General features: G+C 39.5%; 17 protein-coding genes. 14 read left to right on the plus strand and 3 right to left on the minus strand.

Going from position 1 to position 16,675, the window contains the following annotated elements; translation table 11 throughout:
- Positions 1-74: 74 nt before the first annotated feature.
- Complete coding sequence (locus tag R4B61_RS02415) at positions 75-1,940, plus strand: acyltransferase family protein (protein WP_413628052.1); 1,866 nt, start codon at positions 75-77, stop codon at positions 1,938-1,940.
- Between the two features lie 17 nt (positions 1,941-1,957).
- Here the strand turns inward: R4B61_RS02415 and R4B61_RS02420 are convergent, their stop codons facing one another.
- Positions 1,958-2,452 (minus strand): methylated-DNA--[protein]-cysteine S-methyltransferase, encoded by a 495-nt coding sequence (locus R4B61_RS02420; protein ID WP_413628053.1) that lies wholly within the window; start codon positions 2,450-2,452, stop codon positions 1,958-1,960.
- Between the two features lie 175 nt (positions 2,453-2,627).
- Between R4B61_RS02420 and trhA the strand changes: the two genes are divergently transcribed.
- The 3 genes from trhA (at position 2,628) to R4B61_RS02435 (ending at position 5,198) form a co-directional block, all read left to right on the plus strand.
- Positions 2,628-3,275: a PAQR family membrane homeostasis protein TrhA gene (trhA, locus tag R4B61_RS02425; protein WP_413628054.1), complete on the plus strand. Its 648-nt coding sequence runs from the start codon at positions 2,628-2,630 to the stop codon at positions 3,273-3,275.
- A 321-nt stretch (positions 3,276-3,596) separates the two neighbouring features.
- A complete protein-coding gene (locus R4B61_RS02430) occupies positions 3,597-4,460 on the plus strand; it encodes a MetQ/NlpA family ABC transporter substrate-binding protein (RefSeq protein WP_413628055.1) in 864 nt (287 codons plus the stop codon).
- A 21-nt stretch (positions 4,461-4,481) separates the two neighbouring features.
- Positions 4,482-5,198, plus strand: a complete 717-nt coding sequence (locus R4B61_RS02435; protein WP_413628056.1) for a gamma-glutamyl-gamma-aminobutyrate hydrolase family protein — start codon at positions 4,482-4,484, stop codon at positions 5,196-5,198.
- A gap of 43 nt (positions 5,199-5,241) precedes the next feature.
- On the opposite strand, the gene R4B61_RS02440 is transcribed toward R4B61_RS02435, so the two are convergent.
- Positions 5,242-5,508, minus strand: coding sequence for a hypothetical protein (locus tag R4B61_RS02440; RefSeq protein ID WP_413628057.1), 267 nt, complete (start codon positions 5,506-5,508; stop codon positions 5,242-5,244).
- Between the two features lie 142 nt (positions 5,509-5,650).
- Between R4B61_RS02440 and R4B61_RS02445 the strand changes: the two genes are divergently transcribed.
- The 4 genes from R4B61_RS02445 to R4B61_RS02460 all read left to right on the plus strand — a co-directional run bounded on the left by R4B61_RS02445 (position 5,651) and on the right by R4B61_RS02460 (position 10,338).
- Positions 5,651-6,688, plus strand: coding sequence for a zinc-binding dehydrogenase (locus R4B61_RS02445; protein ID WP_413628058.1), 1,038 nt, complete (start codon positions 5,651-5,653; stop codon positions 6,686-6,688).
- A 152-nt stretch (positions 6,689-6,840) separates the two neighbouring features.
- Positions 6,841-8,181: a uracil-xanthine permease family protein gene (locus R4B61_RS02450; RefSeq protein WP_413628059.1), complete on the plus strand. Its 1,341-nt coding sequence runs from the start codon at positions 6,841-6,843 to the stop codon at positions 8,179-8,181.
- A gap of 55 nt (positions 8,182-8,236) precedes the next feature.
- On the plus strand, positions 8,237-9,565 hold the full coding sequence (guaD, locus tag R4B61_RS02455) for a guanine deaminase (RefSeq protein WP_413628060.1): 1,329 nt from the start codon (positions 8,237-8,239) through the stop codon (positions 9,563-9,565).
- Positions 9,566-9,684: 119 nt separating this feature from the next.
- Complete coding sequence (locus R4B61_RS02460) at positions 9,685-10,338, plus strand: MucBP domain-containing protein (RefSeq protein ID WP_413628061.1); 654 nt, start codon at positions 9,685-9,687, stop codon at positions 10,336-10,338.
- Between the two features lie 31 nt (positions 10,339-10,369).
- Here the strand turns inward: R4B61_RS02460 and R4B61_RS02465 are convergent, their stop codons facing one another.
- Positions 10,370-11,038 (minus strand): type 1 glutamine amidotransferase, encoded by a 669-nt coding sequence (locus tag R4B61_RS02465; RefSeq protein WP_413628062.1) that lies wholly within the window; start codon positions 11,036-11,038, stop codon positions 10,370-10,372.
- A gap of 200 nt (positions 11,039-11,238) precedes the next feature.
- Here R4B61_RS02465 and R4B61_RS02470 point away from each other — a divergent pair, with 200 nt between their 5' ends.
- From R4B61_RS02470 to citD, 6 genes are all read left to right on the plus strand, one after another.
- Positions 11,239-12,417 (plus strand): class I SAM-dependent methyltransferase, encoded by a 1,179-nt coding sequence (locus tag R4B61_RS02470; protein ID WP_413628063.1) that lies wholly within the window; start codon positions 11,239-11,241, stop codon positions 12,415-12,417.
- Positions 12,418-12,442: 25 nt separating this feature from the next.
- The gene (locus tag R4B61_RS02475) at positions 12,443-12,622 is read left to right on the plus strand and encodes a PspC domain-containing protein (RefSeq protein WP_413628064.1); all 180 of its coding nucleotides are present in this window, start codon (positions 12,443-12,445) and stop codon (positions 12,620-12,622) included.
- Positions 12,623-12,803: 181 nt separating this feature from the next.
- The gene (locus R4B61_RS02480; protein ID WP_413628065.1) at positions 12,804-14,087 is read left to right on the plus strand and encodes a 2-hydroxycarboxylate transporter family protein; all 1,284 of its coding nucleotides are present in this window, start codon (positions 12,804-12,806) and stop codon (positions 14,085-14,087) included.
- 75 nt (positions 14,088-14,162) lie between these two features.
- A complete protein-coding gene (locus tag R4B61_RS02485) occupies positions 14,163-15,302 on the plus strand; it encodes an NAD(P)-dependent malic enzyme (RefSeq protein ID WP_413628066.1) in 1,140 nt (379 codons plus the stop codon).
- A 31-nt stretch (positions 15,303-15,333) separates the two neighbouring features.
- Entirely contained in the window at positions 15,334-16,395 is a 1,062-nt protein-coding gene (gene citC, locus R4B61_RS02490; protein WP_413628067.1) for a [citrate (pro-3S)-lyase] ligase, read from the plus strand.
- Positions 16,385-16,657, plus strand: a complete 273-nt coding sequence (gene citD / locus R4B61_RS02495) for a citrate lyase acyl carrier protein (protein WP_413628068.1) — start codon at positions 16,385-16,387, stop codon at positions 16,655-16,657. Before citC ends, citD begins: the two co-directional genes overlap by 11 nt.
- Positions 16,658-16,675: the final 18 nt, after the last annotated feature.

The raw sequence follows: 16,675 nt of genomic DNA on the forward strand, positions 1-16,675 counted from the left end.
AAAAAATAAATTGAAACTAACCCGCCACTAGCATATTATTGAGTTAATTATTAAATAAAGAAATGGTATGAAAAATGGAAAATATTAAACAAAAGCATCGATTTATAACCGGTTTTAATGGATTACGTGCGATTGCCGTAATCGGGGTAATTTTATACCACTTGAATCCGACTGTTTTTAGTGGTGGTTATCTAGGAGTGCCGGTCTTTTTAACTCTTTCTGGTTACTTGGTAACTGATCATTTGATTAGTGAATATGAAGCTGGCGGAAAGTTTGATTATCGACATTTTTGGTATAAAAGGCTAACTAAACTTTATCCAACGTTGATAATTATGCTGTCACTATCAGCAGCCTATATCACGATTGTGCAACGAAATTTATTACCCAATCTATGGCAGAGTGTGGTAACCAACTTAACTTATACATATAACTGGTACGAAATTTTAAACGGTCAGTCTTATTTCCAGACCTTTGCGGGCTCGGCATCACCGTTTACCCACTTATGGACATTAGCAATTGAGGGGCAATTTTATTTAATCTGGCCTTTATTGGTAGTCTTCTTATTGAAGTTGTTTCGTAATAAGAAAGGGGTTTTTTACGTCTCCATCGGATTATCATTATTATCCGTAATCTTGATGGCTTTCTTGTTCAAACCAGGCGTTGACCCTAGCCGAGTTTACTATGGAACTGATACCAGAATGTTTTCCATTTTGCTGGGTTCAGCACTGGCAGTTTTATGGCCAAGTGACAAAGTGATGTTGGGATTTGGCAAACCACAAATTCGCTTCTTTAACATTGTGGGAACAATTGGGGCGGTTGGAATGCTAGCCCTAATCTTCTTGATGGGAGCACAGTCAAATTTCCTTTATCGAGGAGGAATGTTACTATTCTCGTTATTTACCATCCTTTCCATGTGGGCAATTTTGGCTAACGCAGGAAGCTGGAATCGTCTTATGACCAATCGTGTATTTGATTGGATTGGTTCGCGCAGTTACGAAATCTACGTCTATCAGTTACCGGTGTTTGTTTTTTGGGGTGACATGTTCAAAAACGTCGCTGATCACCAATTTTTATATGCGGTAATTGAACTAACCATGATTATCGTAATGTCAGAATTATCATATCGCTACATTCAGGTCCCCTTTGCTAAATACGATTACCAAACAATTTTTGCAAAGATTTGGCAATTTATTAAAGCCATTAAACTTAAATCTTTGGTGATTACCTTGATAGTTGGAATTGGTATTTTTGGAACGATTCAATCGACAATTATGAACCCTAAACAAGCCAACCACACACAGTTAGCTAATCGGATTAAAGAGAACGCGAAGAAAGAAAAAGAACACAATGAAGCGTTGGCTAAAAAAATCAAGAATAAGGCAGCGGTGCAACGTTCTAAAGAAGATGAAGCGGCGTTAAAAGATTCTGAATTAACCAAAGCTCAGTTGAAGCAGGCTACTAGTATTTCTGGGAGTGCAATTGGAGATTCCGTGATGCTTTCTGGTCGCGATGAATTGCAAAAGATTTTCCCTAAGGTCTACATTGATGCAGCAGTTTCTCGTCAAGCTGATGATTCAATTTCGGTGCTTAAAAGCTTAGATCAAAAGGGATTGCTGGGAAACAATGTGATTATCGGTTTGGGAACAAACGGTAATATTACTGATGATTCGGTAGATAAAATGATGGACATCATTGGTAATAAACGGCACGTTTTCTGGATTAATAACCATGTACCGACCCAACCTTGGCAAAATCAGAATAATGAATTGCTAGAAAACGCGAAGAAAAAGTATAAAAACTTAACCGTGTTGGACTGGAACAGTTTTATCAATGGGCATGATGATTGGCTCTACAGTGATCAAACTCATCCTAATACCACTGGAGTTCCTAAGTACGCCACGTTTATTGCAAAAGAAGTTTTGAATAACGCAAAAAAATAGAAGTGATTTAATCACTTCTATTTTTTATAGGGAATTTTTTCTAATTTTAATAAAGCTATTTTCCGGTCAATTCCGCCGGCATATCCGGTTAGTTGCTGTTGTTTTCCTAAAACTCGATGGCACGGGATAATGATAGCAATGGGATTACGACCCACGGCGCCACCAATGGCACGGACGGCTTGAGGATTGTGGATTGCAACGGCAATTTCTGAATAACTAGTCGGGGTACCCCAGGGGATTTTTTGCAGGTAGCTAAGTACTTGTTTTTGAAAAGGGGTCCCGGTGATTTTTTGCGGAATTGTTTGTGGATCGGGATTTTTCCCCTGAAAATATTGATCCAACCAGTGAATGGTTTTTTCGATAATAAGATTGGTGCCAGTTGTTGCTTTTTCTAAGTCATACGATTTGCTGTATAACTTTTGTTGTACAAACCATAAACCTAATAAAAAGTGGTCATCACAAAGGATGGTCATCTCTCCTAGTGGTGATTGATAATTTGCCTTGGTTAACATGAAAACCTGCTTTCTTTTTTGAGGTTAGTTTTTAGCTAACAGAGCGTTGGCAGTTACACGTCTCACAATCTGTAACCGCCTAAACGCTAATTAAATAGGATAATAAGAAATAATAATTCTTTTTAGAGATAACTCTGCTATGCTTATTTTATATCAATTTTTAAAAGAGGTAGCTATGATTAATCGATTTAGAGAAAGTAAGAATTATCAGATTTTAAACGAAATTTTGAGTGCTATGACCCATGGTTTTGGGGTGGCTTTTAGTATTGCTGGGCTGGTGTTAATTATTATTCGCGGAGTCCAAGTCGGGGGCGCAATGCGAATCACCACCTTCTCCATTTATGGAGCCATCTTAGTGATTTTTTATCTAGCCTCAACCTTGTTTCACAGCTTGTATTTCACCAAAGCAGAAAAGGTCTTTCAAATTTTTGATCATTCGGCCATCTATTTGTTGATCGCCGGGACCTATGTTCCATACTGTTTGGTGACAATTGGCGGCGTTTTAGGCTGGTTGACCTTGATTATTATTTGGGCAATGGCTTTAGCCGGAATTATTTATAAATCATTGTACGGCAATCGGTATCCGATTGGATCAACCATTATTTACATTGTGATGGGGTGGATGTGTCTGATTGATATTTGGCCCCTTTGGCATACTTTAAGCCACTTTAGTTTTTGGTTATTAGTGATGGGTGGGGTGGCCTTTACTTTAGGAGCAGTCATCTACAGCTTCAAACGAATCCTATTTGGCCATGTAATTTGGCACCTTTTTGTAATGCTAGGAACGGCCTTAATGTACTTTTCTATCTATTTAAGTGTTTAAGTTGACTATGATTAAAAACAATGGTTAAATAAACGTAACTAAGCAAACGAAGGAGGAAGAATAATGGCTAACACAATGAACAGACAATTTGGTATGTGCTGCTGTACTTGTTACAATGCATGATGTTCGTTGTGGATACGGATGTTATGCATCTGTATCTAGTGGAGTGGTTTTGTGATGCTCAGTTAGATACAAGAAATTGTTAATCTAACTGTGAATCGCGGACCGCGGTTATTCTTTTTCGTAAACGAAATTTTAAAACCAGTTAGACTAACAGTTGTTAGCTAGCTGGTTTTTTGTTTTGAAAAAGGAGTGGAAATGATGAGTAAAAGAGTAAAGTGGATTCTTGGAATTTTGGTAGTTCTAATCGTGGGATTCTTTGGCTATCAGCAGTTTGGGGGTCAAACGAGTCAAACTAATAAGACCATTACAATTGGCTCTTATGGACCCGATACCGATGTTTGGCAACACATCGCTAAGTTACCTGAAACTAAAAAAGCCGGTTTGAACTTGAAAGTGAAGGACTTTTCGGATGGGGTTTCGCTAAATAAAGCCACCATCAATGGAGAAGTTGATGTTAATGCCTTTCAAATGTATGGCTACATGAAGTTCTTCAACGATCAAAGTAAATCTGGTAAACTGGCAGCTTTGGGAACTACTTATTTGGAACCCATGGGACTTTATTCTAAAGAATACAAGTCATTAAAAGATGTTCCAGATAAAGCTACAATCGCCATTTCTAGTAACCCAGCCAATACCTCACGGAGTTTGAAATTGCTTAAGAGTGCTGGTTTGATTGAGTTAAAGGGTAATCCTAAAGGTGGTCTTTACAACGAAACCAACGTAACTGACAACAAAAAGGATTTAACTTTCCAAATGGTTGATGATCATACTGGTCCTCGTTTGTTAGCAGATAAAAACGTGGCAGCGGTGGTAATTGGTAACACCATGGCGCTTCAAAGTGGCTTAAACGTGTTCAAAGATTCGATTTATCACGAAAAATTAGATGATTCAACTAAGAACAATATCAACATTTTGGCAACCAACAAAAAGAACGAGAACAACAAAGATTACAAGAAGTTAGTGGAAATTTACCACGGTAAGGCAGCCCAAGAATACTTAACGAAGAAATTTAAGGGAACCAAGCTGGACGTAAATAAACCAGTTAGCTACTTAGAAAATTAATGAAGATGGGACGATTGGAAAATGAAAATTGGTATTCCGGCCAATATTAACTTATTGGCAACTGATAATTTTAATTTAGATAAGGCAAATTATACGAACGAATTTTTCATTGATTTATTGGTTAAACATGGGATTCGTCCTGAAATTATTCCGCTAGTACCTAAGCAAATGGTGCAGGAATATGTCGCAGAAGTCGACGGAATCATTATTCCGGGAGGAAACGATGTTGACCCAGAAATGTTTGCCGAAAAACCAGAGGCAGAAATTGGGAAAACTTATCAACCACATGATGAATTTGAAGTACAAATTGTTAAAGAAGCGATTAAGAATAAGATTCCGGTATTAGGAATTTGTCGCGGCCATCAAATTATCAACGTTGCCATGGGAGGAACTCTTTACCAGGATTTGCCCACTGATTTAACTAGCGTGGAACAACATGATCAAACGGTTCCAAATGAGATTGGAACGCAAATGGTAGCCATTAAACCCGATAGCCAGTTGGCCCAAACCGTGGGAACTAATCCCATGGTGAACTCCAAGCACCACCAAGCCATTAAAAAGGTGGGCTCGGGCTTGAAAGTTAACGCAGTGTCTGAAGACGGAGTGATTGAAGGAATTGAAAACGCCGATGGTAGTATTACCGGTGTGCAATGGCACCCGGAATTAATGTGGCATCGTGATAAAAATGAAGAAAAAATATTTACGGATTTTTTTGCTAGAGTAAAAGCAGCCGAATAAAAAACACTCGCATTGAGGTAGACCTCAGTGCGAGTGTTTTTATTTATTTAGCTTCATGATGACGTGGTTTTTTAAAGAAACACATGAATTCAAAGAAACCGAGTAAAACGAGGCAAATGAGAGCAACTGGTCCACCAGTGGTTTTGTAAAGCCCTAAAACCGCGGTGATTCCAATTGCAGAGACGGTCACAATTAGAGACCACTTTTGTAAAGCAGTCAGTTGATCGATTTGACCGGCAAAACTAGTTGCAAGCATTCCGGCACCGATGAACGCAATAATTCCGATAACGGCGTGTAAAATTATAATCATATGTATTATCTCCTTTAACTGATTAATCATTACTATTATAACTAACTTTTGAATGACAAAATGAATTAATAAGCGAAATGTTTGAAGAATTAAAACTGATGCTGTAAATTTAAGCAACAGAAAAAAGATTGCGAGGTTATTTATGAAAGCAGCTGAATTTGTAAAAAAGGGTCAAGTAGAAATTGTGGACGTTCCTAAACCAGAATTAACGGGGACTACGGATGCCGTAATTAAGGTAGTTCGGGCCTGTGTTTGTGGTTCTGATCTCTGGTTCTTCCGTGGAATTAGTGACCGCAAGGCCGGTTCAAGAATTGGACACGAAGCAATTGGAATCGTTGAAGAAGTCGGATCTGACGTTAAAAACGTGCAACCGGGTGACTTTGTTATCGTTCCTTTCACCCACGGATGTGGTCACTGTGCCGCTTGTCTAGCTGGTTTTGATGGTGATTGTATGAACCGTCAACCAATTGAAAACGCGGGATACCAAGCTCAATATCTCGATTATGAAAATGCTGATGGGGCCTTGGTTAAAGTTCCCGGACAACCATCAGATTATTCAGAAGAAACTTTAAATTCACTTTTAACTTTATCTGATATCATGGCAACCGGTTACCATGCGGCGGCTAGTGCCGAAGTTAAACCGGGAGATACGGTGGTCGTGATGGGTGATGGTGCCGTTGGATTGGCCGGAATCTTATCAGCTAAGTTAATTGGTGCTAAACGAATTATTTCTACCAGTCGGCATGCTGATCGCCAAGCCTTGGCTAAGGAATTTGGTGCGACCGATAACGTCCCTGAACGTGACGAAGAAGCAGTTCAACATATCATGGAATTGACGGATGGCAATGGAGCTGATGCAATTCTAGAATGTGTGGGAACGGCGAAATCATATGCTACCGCCCAACAAGTTGCTCGTCCCGGTTCAATTATTGGACGAGTAGGAATTCCCCAAAAAGAAGACATTAATTCAAAAGAACTCTTTATGAATAATACGGGTCTTCGTGGTGGGATTGCGGCAGTAACCACTTATGATAAGAAGTTCCTCTTGGATGCCGTTTTGAATCACAAGATTAATCCTGGCAAGGTCTTCACCAAGTCATTTAAGTTAGATGATATCCAAGCTGCTTATGAAGCAATGGATAAGCGAGAAGTTATCAAATCATTATTAATCATGGATTAAACGAAAGGAATGACCGCGGTCATTCCTTTTTTTACACAAAAACACGAACTATAACTTAACTAAATTCTTTTATTTTCCGGTTTACATCTCAAACTACGAATGTTATTATTGATTCATCGATAAATGTTAGTTATAAAAAGGTGGAGAAGCTAATGGATAAGCAAGAAAAAGAAAGTTCTTTAATCTACGGACCAAATGACAACGTACCCACGGGACAATCAGTTCTACTGGGACTACAACATGTGTTAGCAATGGACGTCTACGTTCCGCCCGTAATCATTGCCGGATTATTGGCAATGGGAATGGGTGAAAAGATGAGTTTAATTCAAGCAACTTTCTTAGCTGCCGGAATTGGAACTATCTTACAAACTAAGTTCTTTATGAAAATGCCCATTTCAGCTGGACCTTCATTTGTGCCAATCGGTGCAATTGTAGGTGTTTACATGGCTATGGGGGCTGCTCATGGTGGAATGGCCACTGTGATTGGTTCATTAGCAGTTGGAGCCCTTTTTATGATTTTCTTAGGACTTACTGGAGTCTTTCAAAAGGTGATTAATGTCCTAGTTCCTTCTATTGTAGGGGGAACCATCATCACTAGTGTGGGGCTTTCCTTGATGCCAGCCGCTTTAAACGACAATATCTTTAAAGCTCCCGGCAACATCAATGAAAACATTGTGTTAGCCTCCATCACAGGATTGGTTCTTCTAACGGCTGTTTTCTTGGGACTTTACTTCCCTAAAGCAAAACATTTCTTCAAAGTAGGTTCTATCATTTTGGCCCTAGCCGCTGGTAGTATTACTGCGACCTTCATGGGACTCTTTGACTGGAGTGCGGTTGCTAAAGCACCTTGGTTAACTTTCCCTCGTTTTAATGTTTTCCACTATGGAATTCACTTTGATCTTTCTTCAATCTTAACTTTCGTCATTATTTACGCCGTGATCACGGCTGAAACAACCGGGACTTGGTTCGCAATGAGTGCCGTAACCGAAGAAAAAATTTCACCTAAGCAATGGAATCGCGGAATCATTGGTGAAGGAATTAGTTGTATCGTGGCTGCCCTAGTTGGTAGTACCCCAGTTACTAGTTACTCAACCAACGCCGGTGTGATTTCCATTACCGGGATTGCCAGTAAAAAAGTATTTCTAAGTGCCGGAATTTGGTTCGTTGCCTTAGGATTCTTAGGTAAAGTTTCTGCCTTTCTATCTGCAATTCCAGCACCCGTAATTGGGGGAGTTTTCTCCATTATCTGTGCTACCATCATGTTAAACGGTTTGAAGGTTATCAAAGGACTTCAAACTAGTGAACGTGACCTTTACGTAGTGGGAATGCCTATTATTTTAACGATGGCAATGATCTTGATCCCAAGCACTACGGTCAAAGCCGCCCCAGAAATGATCCAATACATCTTGGAATCACCTGTGGCAGTCGCAGCGATTGCCTGTGTAATTTTAAACTTAGTTATGCCTAAGCGTCTTAAAAATCAAACAGATTAATTTATGAGATAGAGTGATGCTTTAGCATCGCTCTATTTTTTTCGGAGGAAATTAAATGACAATTAAAAAAGTAATTAAAGGATCAGGATATACCGCCGTTAATCCGGATGAAGTCCAATTTTTAGAAAATATTTTGGTGGTAATTAATCAGGCGGGAAAAATTGAACGGATCGTTACTCCTAACGAAGCGGATTACGATGATGTGTTAACTGCAGCTCCAGAAGTGATTGAACTTGCCCCACACCAATACTTATTGCCCGGTTTTATTGATACGCATATTCATGCGCCACAATGGCCCAACGCTGGACTAGCATTGGATCGGCCGCTCTACCAATGGTTAAACGATTATACTTTTCCTTTAGAAGCAAAATACCAAGACCTCGACTTTTCGCGGGCCGTTTATGATGATTTAACGAAGACCTTGGTCAGTCTCGGAACCACAACGGCCGTCTACTTTGGGACAATTTATCCCGAATCTAACCTGGTGTTGGCAGAAATGTGTGATAAAAATGGGCAGCGGAGCTTGATTGGACAAGTCAGCATGGATGATCCAGAGCTGAATCCCGAGTATTATCGAGATGAGTCAGCGGCGGCAAGTGTTGCCAAGGCGGAGACGTTTATCAAAAAATTGCTGGCTAAAAATCAGGAATTTACCATTCCACAAACGCCGGTAATCACTCCCCGGTTTTTGCCGAGCTGTACCTTACCGGCCTTAAAAGGCTTGGGCCAACTAGCTAAGCAGTATCAGTTGCCCATTCAGTCCCACTGTAGTGAAAGTGACTGGGAAAATAACTACGCTTTAGAAAAATATGGGAAACGGGATACCACGGTGCTGGCTGAAGCGGGCTTGCTAAATGAGCACAGTATCATGGCGCATGGAACGCTTTTAAATGATGAAGACTTTTCTAAGTATCAAAAAGCGCAGGCCTCAATTGCCCACTGTCCCATTTCAAACGTGTATTTTGGTGATGGTATTTTACCGGTTAAACGAATCTTGCAGCACCAAGTCAATGTGGGGCTGGGAACGGATATTTCGGGTGGCTATTCACCCAGCTTGTATGACAATATGAAACAAACCATTTTATCTTCCCAACAGCTCCAAAGTGGGGTTGATACCCGGATTGCAACGGAAAAACGTGGAGTTGCCAATAGTCGGGTGTCTGCTAAAACGGCCTTTTACCTTGCAACGGTAGGTGGTGCAAAGGCTACCAACCTGAAGATTGGTGAAATTAAACCGGGTTGTTTCGCTGACTTACAGGTAGTTGAGATTAAGCCCAAACCTTATCAACCACAATCAAGCGACGACAACTTTGAAAGTTTAATCTATAATACGAACGAAAATAATATTAAAGCGGTTTATGTCGGCGGAAAACAAGTTAAATAAAGAAGTTATTACGTATGTATTAAGTAATAACTTTTTTTATTTTGTAATAAAAATTTGGGAAATTGCCATAAAAATGATAATCTGTTATTAACTCACTAAAATGGAAAAGAGGCTCCAAAATGAAAAAGGCACTGGTGAAAATTTTTATTGCAATTTTTACTGTTGGAATGGGAGTCGGAATTGCAAGCAATGTTCAAGCGAACCAGTCCGATGTTCCCGAACAAACTAAAGGAACGATTACCGTTCGCTATGAAAATGAGATTGGCCAAACGATTCGGCCCGCAACGGTTAATACGGGATCTTCTGGAGTAACTTTTACTGCTCAAATTCCTACAATCGATGGCTATTCGCTTGCCAGAATTGAAAATGGGCAAAATGATGCAAACGGTCCCCGAATGGTCTTTGGGGGAACTACTCCCGCAGATGCTAACCAGGAAATGGTGATTGTTTATAATTCAGTTCCAGGAACTAGTGCGGCTGCAGACGTGCAAAAACAAGTGCAGAATCAAGCTGATGCAACTAAAAATCCTTCTGCTGCAAACAAGCAAAAAAGTGATGATAGTCAAAAGTCAGCGAACCAAACTGCAAGTACTAAAAAAGAACGGGAAAATAAAAACAACCCGGCAACTAGTACAAAAACCAAGAGTACGGAAAAACAACCTGACACCACTAAGGAACAAAATGGTGACGGTGCTTTATTGTACGGTGGAATCGCAATTGTTGTGATTGTTGCTGTTTTAGTATTTATTGGAATTAAACTTAGAAAAAAATAAAATAAAAAATCCTCCAGTAATGGAGGATTTTTTATTTGGTGATAAAGTCTAATAATTTAAACATGATGGTTTGATTTTCTGGTGGAACCGGATGGTGCAAAATGTCTGCGGGCGTTTGTTCAAGAGCATTGTGATCAAGGGCATAACGACCGTCATTAACCACCATTTCGCGAACGTTATCTGCGGCTGGTTCAAAGTGGAATTGCAAGCCAATAACGTTATCGTTTAATAAAAATCCTTGGTTTTTAACTAGTTTAGAGCTAAAGAGTAATTGAGCTTGCTTAGGGACTTCAAATTGGTCTTCGTGCCAGTGAAGGGCGGTTAACTCGGCTGGAATTCCAGGTATTTTTGTATTTTCTAAATACACGGTGGCCCAGCCCACTTCTTTGGCCGGGGCCTTGCTGATTTTAGCTCCCAAGGTTTTAGCAATTTGTTGCGCGCCGTAACAAGCCCCAAAAATAGGTTTGTGAGCAGCTAATAGTTGCTTAATTAAATCACGTTCTGCTTGAATCCAAGCCATATCATCGTTGGGACTCATGGGTCCACCTAAAATAACTAACAAGTCGGTCTCTTTTTCAGTAGGCAGAATCCCAAACTGATAGGGATGGTACACAAATAGTTCATGGCCATGATGATTTGCCCAAGTGGCAATGGTTCCGGGACCTTCATTGGGCGTGTGTTGTAAAACGTTAATTCTCATGATTTACCTTTCATATCAACGGCACTGTTGGGTTTGGTTACGCCTGCAATTACCAATATTTGAGTCGATTATAGCACTAAAATATTTCTGGGCAATTTTTATAAACTAAATAACTGACAGTGGGGTTTTTAAAAGTTTACAATGTGGGTAAAAGTTATCTTGAGCCGATAATTTTAAATCTAAGTAAGGATGATGTCGATATGTTTGAAAAGAAATTTTTTGATGAAATAATTAAGCACAGTTTTAAGGTTCCGGTTGAAGTTACCTATTGGGATAACAAAACTAAGAAATATGGTAATGGTAATCCGATTGCCCATTTGATTTTTCATAAGAAAATTCTGATTAAAGATTTAAAGCACAACGCTTCCATTACCCTGGGTGAAGCCTATATGAACGGTGATTTGGAAATTGAAGGTGATTTAGAAAATCTATTAGCATCAGCCTACGTTGCCGAAAATAGTTTTTTCCATAATCAAAAACTGATTCAATATCTTCCTCATTTTTCACACTCAGAAAAAGAAAGTATGCATGATATTCAAGAACACTATGATATTGGAAATGACTTCTATCGGCTATGGCTAGATTCAACGATGACCTATTCTTGTGCATACTTTGAAAAGCCAACCGATTCACTTTATCAAGCTCAAGAAAATAAAATTAACCACATTTTGAAAAAGTTAGACTTGAAGCCTAATTTAAAATTATTAGACATTGGTTGTGGTTGGGGAACGTTAATGTTAACGGCCGCCAAAAACTACCACGTCCGCGTGGTGGGAGTAACACTTAGTCAGGAACAATATGATTACGTTAACCAACAAATCAAGCGCTTAGGCTTAGAAGACTATGCCGAAGTTCGTTTGCAAGATTACCGTAAGATTCCCGCAACAGAGATGTTTGACTACATTACCTCAGTAGGAATGTTTGAACACGTGGGTAAAGATAATCTAGAAGAATACTTTAAGACGGTATCTGATCACCTAGTTGAAGGGGGAAATGCCTTGATTCACGGGATTACTCGGCAACAAGGTGGAGCCGTTAATGGTTGGATTGACAAGTGGATTTTCCCCGGTGGCTACGTTCCCGGTTTGAGTGAAAACATTGACCACATTATCAACCAACAAATGCAGGTTGCGGATGTGGAAATGCTCAGAAGACATTACCAAAGAACATTAGAAGAATGGAACCGAAACTTTGAAAAGGTAATTCCAGAAGTTACCAAGATGTTTGATGAAAAATTTGTTCGGATGTGGAGTCTTTATTTACAAGCCTGTGCAGCAAGCTTTAAGGCGGGAAATATTGACGTGGTTCAATACCTAATTACTAAAGGACCTTCTGGTGAAACACTACCAATGACCAGAGCTTACATGTATAATAAGTAAAAAGACGTCCAAAGGAGATTTGATTATGCACATTCCAATTAGAAGATCACACACTAACCGTGTTTTTGCGGGAGTTTTAGGCGGATTAGCCGAAAACTTTGGCTGGAATCCAGTAGTACTCAGAATTATTTGGATTCTGCTTACGTTTGCCGGATTTTCTGGTTTAATTGCATATCTTATTCTATGGCTATTAATGGAACCATAAATTAAAAAGCTACTAATTTTATTTTAAAAATTAGTAGCTTTTTTTTTAAAAATACTTTAACATAGTGCGGGTGAACATGTTAGAATGGGGTTGAATTTATCTGCGATAATCTGCATAATAGGTTCAAGCTTTGTGTGTAACTTCACAGACGTTTATTTATTAAATTTATGGAGGAACAACCGTGAAAAAAACAATCGAAAAGATAGATGGATTTAAGATTGATGGGATTGGATTAGTCTTATATGCTCTAGTAGGAGTAATCTTTCTATTGATCATAAACACAGGTTTATTACCTAACAACATGATGGGTGCTTTATTCACCATGGTCGTTTTAGGAAATGTGTTTTATTACTTAGGTGCCCACTTACCAATCTTTAGAAGTTATTTGGGTGGGGGAGCCGTATTTGCCCTCTTTGGGGGAGCTATCTTAACCTTAACTGGTTTAGTTCCAGCTTCAGTAGGAAAGACAGTAGAAACTTTTATTTCAAGTAATGGTTTCATCGACTTCTTTATTCTTTCATTGATTGTTGGAGCAATCTTGGGAATGGATCGTAAGCTACTTTTAAGAGCTTCAGTTCGTTTCTTACCAGTTGCCTTCCTTTCAATGGCAGTTACTTTATTAGTAACTCTAGGTGTATCTGAATTAATCGGTAAAGGTTTCAGATATGGTGCCATGAACGTTGCCTTCCCAGTAATGGGTGGAGGTATTGGTGCCGGTGCCATTCCGCTATCACAAATTTATCACCAAACTCTAGGTGGACCAGAAAAAGATTACCTATCTAACTTGCTTCCTGCTGTTATCTTAGGTAACGTGGTTGCCATCATGGGTGCTAGTTTACTTTCAAAACTAGCTGAAAACAGTAAGTACAACGGTCATGGAGTAATGATGCCTGGTTCAGACGTTAAGACTGAAAAGACAGCTCCAAAGATCGTGTTCCAAAAATTAGGAGTAGGGCTTTTAATCGCTCTATCATTCTACATGGTTGCTAAAATGCTAACTGGTTTAGTTCCAAGTGTTAACGAATACGCATTCTTGATTCTATTAGTGATCGTATTCAAAGCTTCAGGATTCATTCCTAAGTACTACGAAGAATCAGCCGTTACATTCAGTAACTCAATTACTAAGAATTTAACTCATGCCCTATTGGTATCAGTTGGTTTAACTAAGCTTGATTTACCAGTGCTAGCTGACTCATTAAACTGGCAATTCGTTGTGTTAGTGTTAACTGCTCTTATTGCAATTTCACTTTCAGCCGCCGTATTCGGTAAATTATTCGGACTATATCCAGTTGAATCAGCAATTACTGCCGGTATGATTAACAACTCAATGGGTGGAACTGGTAACATTGCCGTTCTAGCCGCCTGTGACCGTATGAGTTTAATTGGATTCGCTCAAATGGGTAACCGTTTAGGTGGAGCAATTATGCTAGTGGTTGCCGGATTGTTTGTTTCAATATTTGGATAATTGTATTAAATTAGATATAGGTCTCTGCTAAAAAGTAAGTGGAAACCTATATCTATTTTGTTAGGAGTAAATTATATGGAAAACGATATTTTTAAGATTCATTCTGAACATACCGGAGTTTTAGAGATTGAATCAGACTTCGATGTTCACAATAAAAAAGAGCTCAGTGAGGCTTATACTCCTGGGGTTGCTCAAATTTCAAAAGCAATTCAAAAAGATCCTAGTTTAAAGAAAGATTACACTTTAAGTGGTAAATTAGTGGCCGTGGTTACTGACGGAACTGCTGTTTTAGGATTAGGTAACATCGGACCGGGTGCCGGTTTACCCGTAGTTGAAGGAAAGGCTTTATTGTACAAAGATTTAGCTGAAGTAAATGCTTTACCCGTGGCCGTGGAACCAGAAGATGCCCAAACCATCGCTGCCCACATTAAGGCCATTTCAAAAACTTTTGCCGGAATTCACCTAGAAGATATCGCTGCTCCTAAGTGTTTCGAATTAGAAGAAATTTTAAGCAAAGAATTAGACATTCCCGTTTACCATGATGACCAAGAAGGAACTGCCATTGTGGTCCTAGCTGGATTAATCAATGCTGCCAAGGTTGTCGGTAAAGACCTTAAGTCATTAAATGTAGTTGTTAACGGTGTCGGTGCTTCTGGAGTTGCTACTGCGCGTTTACTTAGCGAAGTGGGAATTAAGAACGTTACGCTAGTTGATGCTCACGGAGTGGTTCATGCAGATAGCGCTGATTACAACCGTTACCAAACTGACCTTGCCAAAGGTTTCAACGGTAAACACGGCGAAACCCTTGACGATATCATTGATGATCAAGATGCCTTCATCGGATTATCAGTGGCGGATGTCTTAAGCAAAGAACAAGTTCAAAGAATGGCAAAGGATCCAATCATTTTTGCATTATCAAATCCAAATGCAGAAATTGACCCAGCCGTTGCCAAAGAAGCAGGTGCTGCTGTGATTGCCACCGGTTCAAGTAAGTACCCTAATCAAGTTAATAATATCCTTGCTTTCCCAGGACTATTCAAAGGTCTATTAGCAACGGGAATTACTAAGGTTACCTACGAAATTGAAGAAGTGGTCGCATATGCCTTAGCTAATTTAATTAGTGAACCTACTTCAGAACGCATTGTACCTGGTGTGTTTGACGGAAATGTGGTTGAAACGGTTACTAAATCAATCGTGGACTACAAAAATAAATAAGCGCTTTAACTAGCTGATGCACGGGGAGGTTTTGACCATTAGTGAACCAGAAATTCGAGAAATTAATTTATTTGATTCAGAAGAACGCGCCGACTGGCAGTCATTTTTAACGGACGTGGGGATTGATAACTTTTCCGATAGTGAATTGGATCCGTTAGACGGAACCATTGGTTTGTTCAAAGACGACCATTTAGTCGCTACGGGATCGTATGCCGGTAACATCTTGAAGTATATCGGGGTTTGCCACAAAGATCCGGATAGTGATGGCTATTTCAATAAGGTGGTTTCCACCTTATTGACAACGTTGGCGCAACGAGGAATTTTTCACACCTTAGTGTTTACCAAACCTAAATACAGTAAAAGCTTTCAGTTCATTGGTTTTTCCGAGTTAGCTAAAAGTGATGACGTGGCCTTTTTAGAGACCGGTGATCAAAGCATTACCAGCTATTTAAGCCGTTTCCCTAAATTTAGCGACGATGAAAACATCGGGGCCATCGTAATGAATGCTAATCCCTTTACCAAGGGGCATCGGTACTTGATTGAACAGGCGGCGCAACAATGTTCCGGCGTCTACGTTTTAATCGTTAGTACCGATAAGTCACTATTTAAAACCAAAGAACGGTTTGAACTAGTTCAGGCTGGAGTCTCTGACTTAGAAAATGTTAAGGTAGTTTATGCAGGGGATTATGCTGTTAGTGCAGCTACTTTTCCCGCCTACTTTTTAAACAGTTCTAATGATAAAATAGTGTCACAAACAACAATTGATGCGTTGGTTTTTCGGAACTTCATTGCCAAGGAATTAAAGGTTAAAACCCGATTCTTAGGTTCTGAGCCCGAATCAAGAACCACTAACATCTATAACGAAGTGTTGACGAAGACGTTACCACCTCAAGTTGCAGTTAAAGTAATTGACCGAGTTCAGGCGGAAAGTGGTAAGATAATTTCAGCAAGAACTGTTCGCCAAGCGATTGCCGCTGATAAATTGGCTGAGATTAAAACGTTGGTACCGCCAACCACTTATCAATTTATTGAACAGAATCAAGAAACTTTACAAGAACGAATTGAGAGAGGAATGAAAATTAATGGAAATTAAACAAACAGCAATTGCTGGTACTTTAGAATCTTCTGACGTACAAATTACAGTTAGTCAAGGAACTACTGGGATTAACGTTGATTTAACCTCAGATGTTCAAGCACGCTTCGGTGACAAAATTACTGCCACTATCAAAGAAGTTGCCAAGGAATACGACCTTGAAAACGTAAACTTCAAAGCAGTTGACCAAGGTGCCCTTGACTGTGTAATCAAAGCACGGACTGCCACTGCGATTAAACGTGCCCTCAAAAACAATAACTAAAATGATGGGAGAAACTGA

Origin of the sequence: Fructilactobacillus vespulae (assembly GCF_047324295.1) — a bacterium.
Taxonomy (GTDB): domain Bacteria; phylum Bacillota; class Bacilli; order Lactobacillales; family Lactobacillaceae; genus Fructilactobacillus; species Fructilactobacillus vespulae.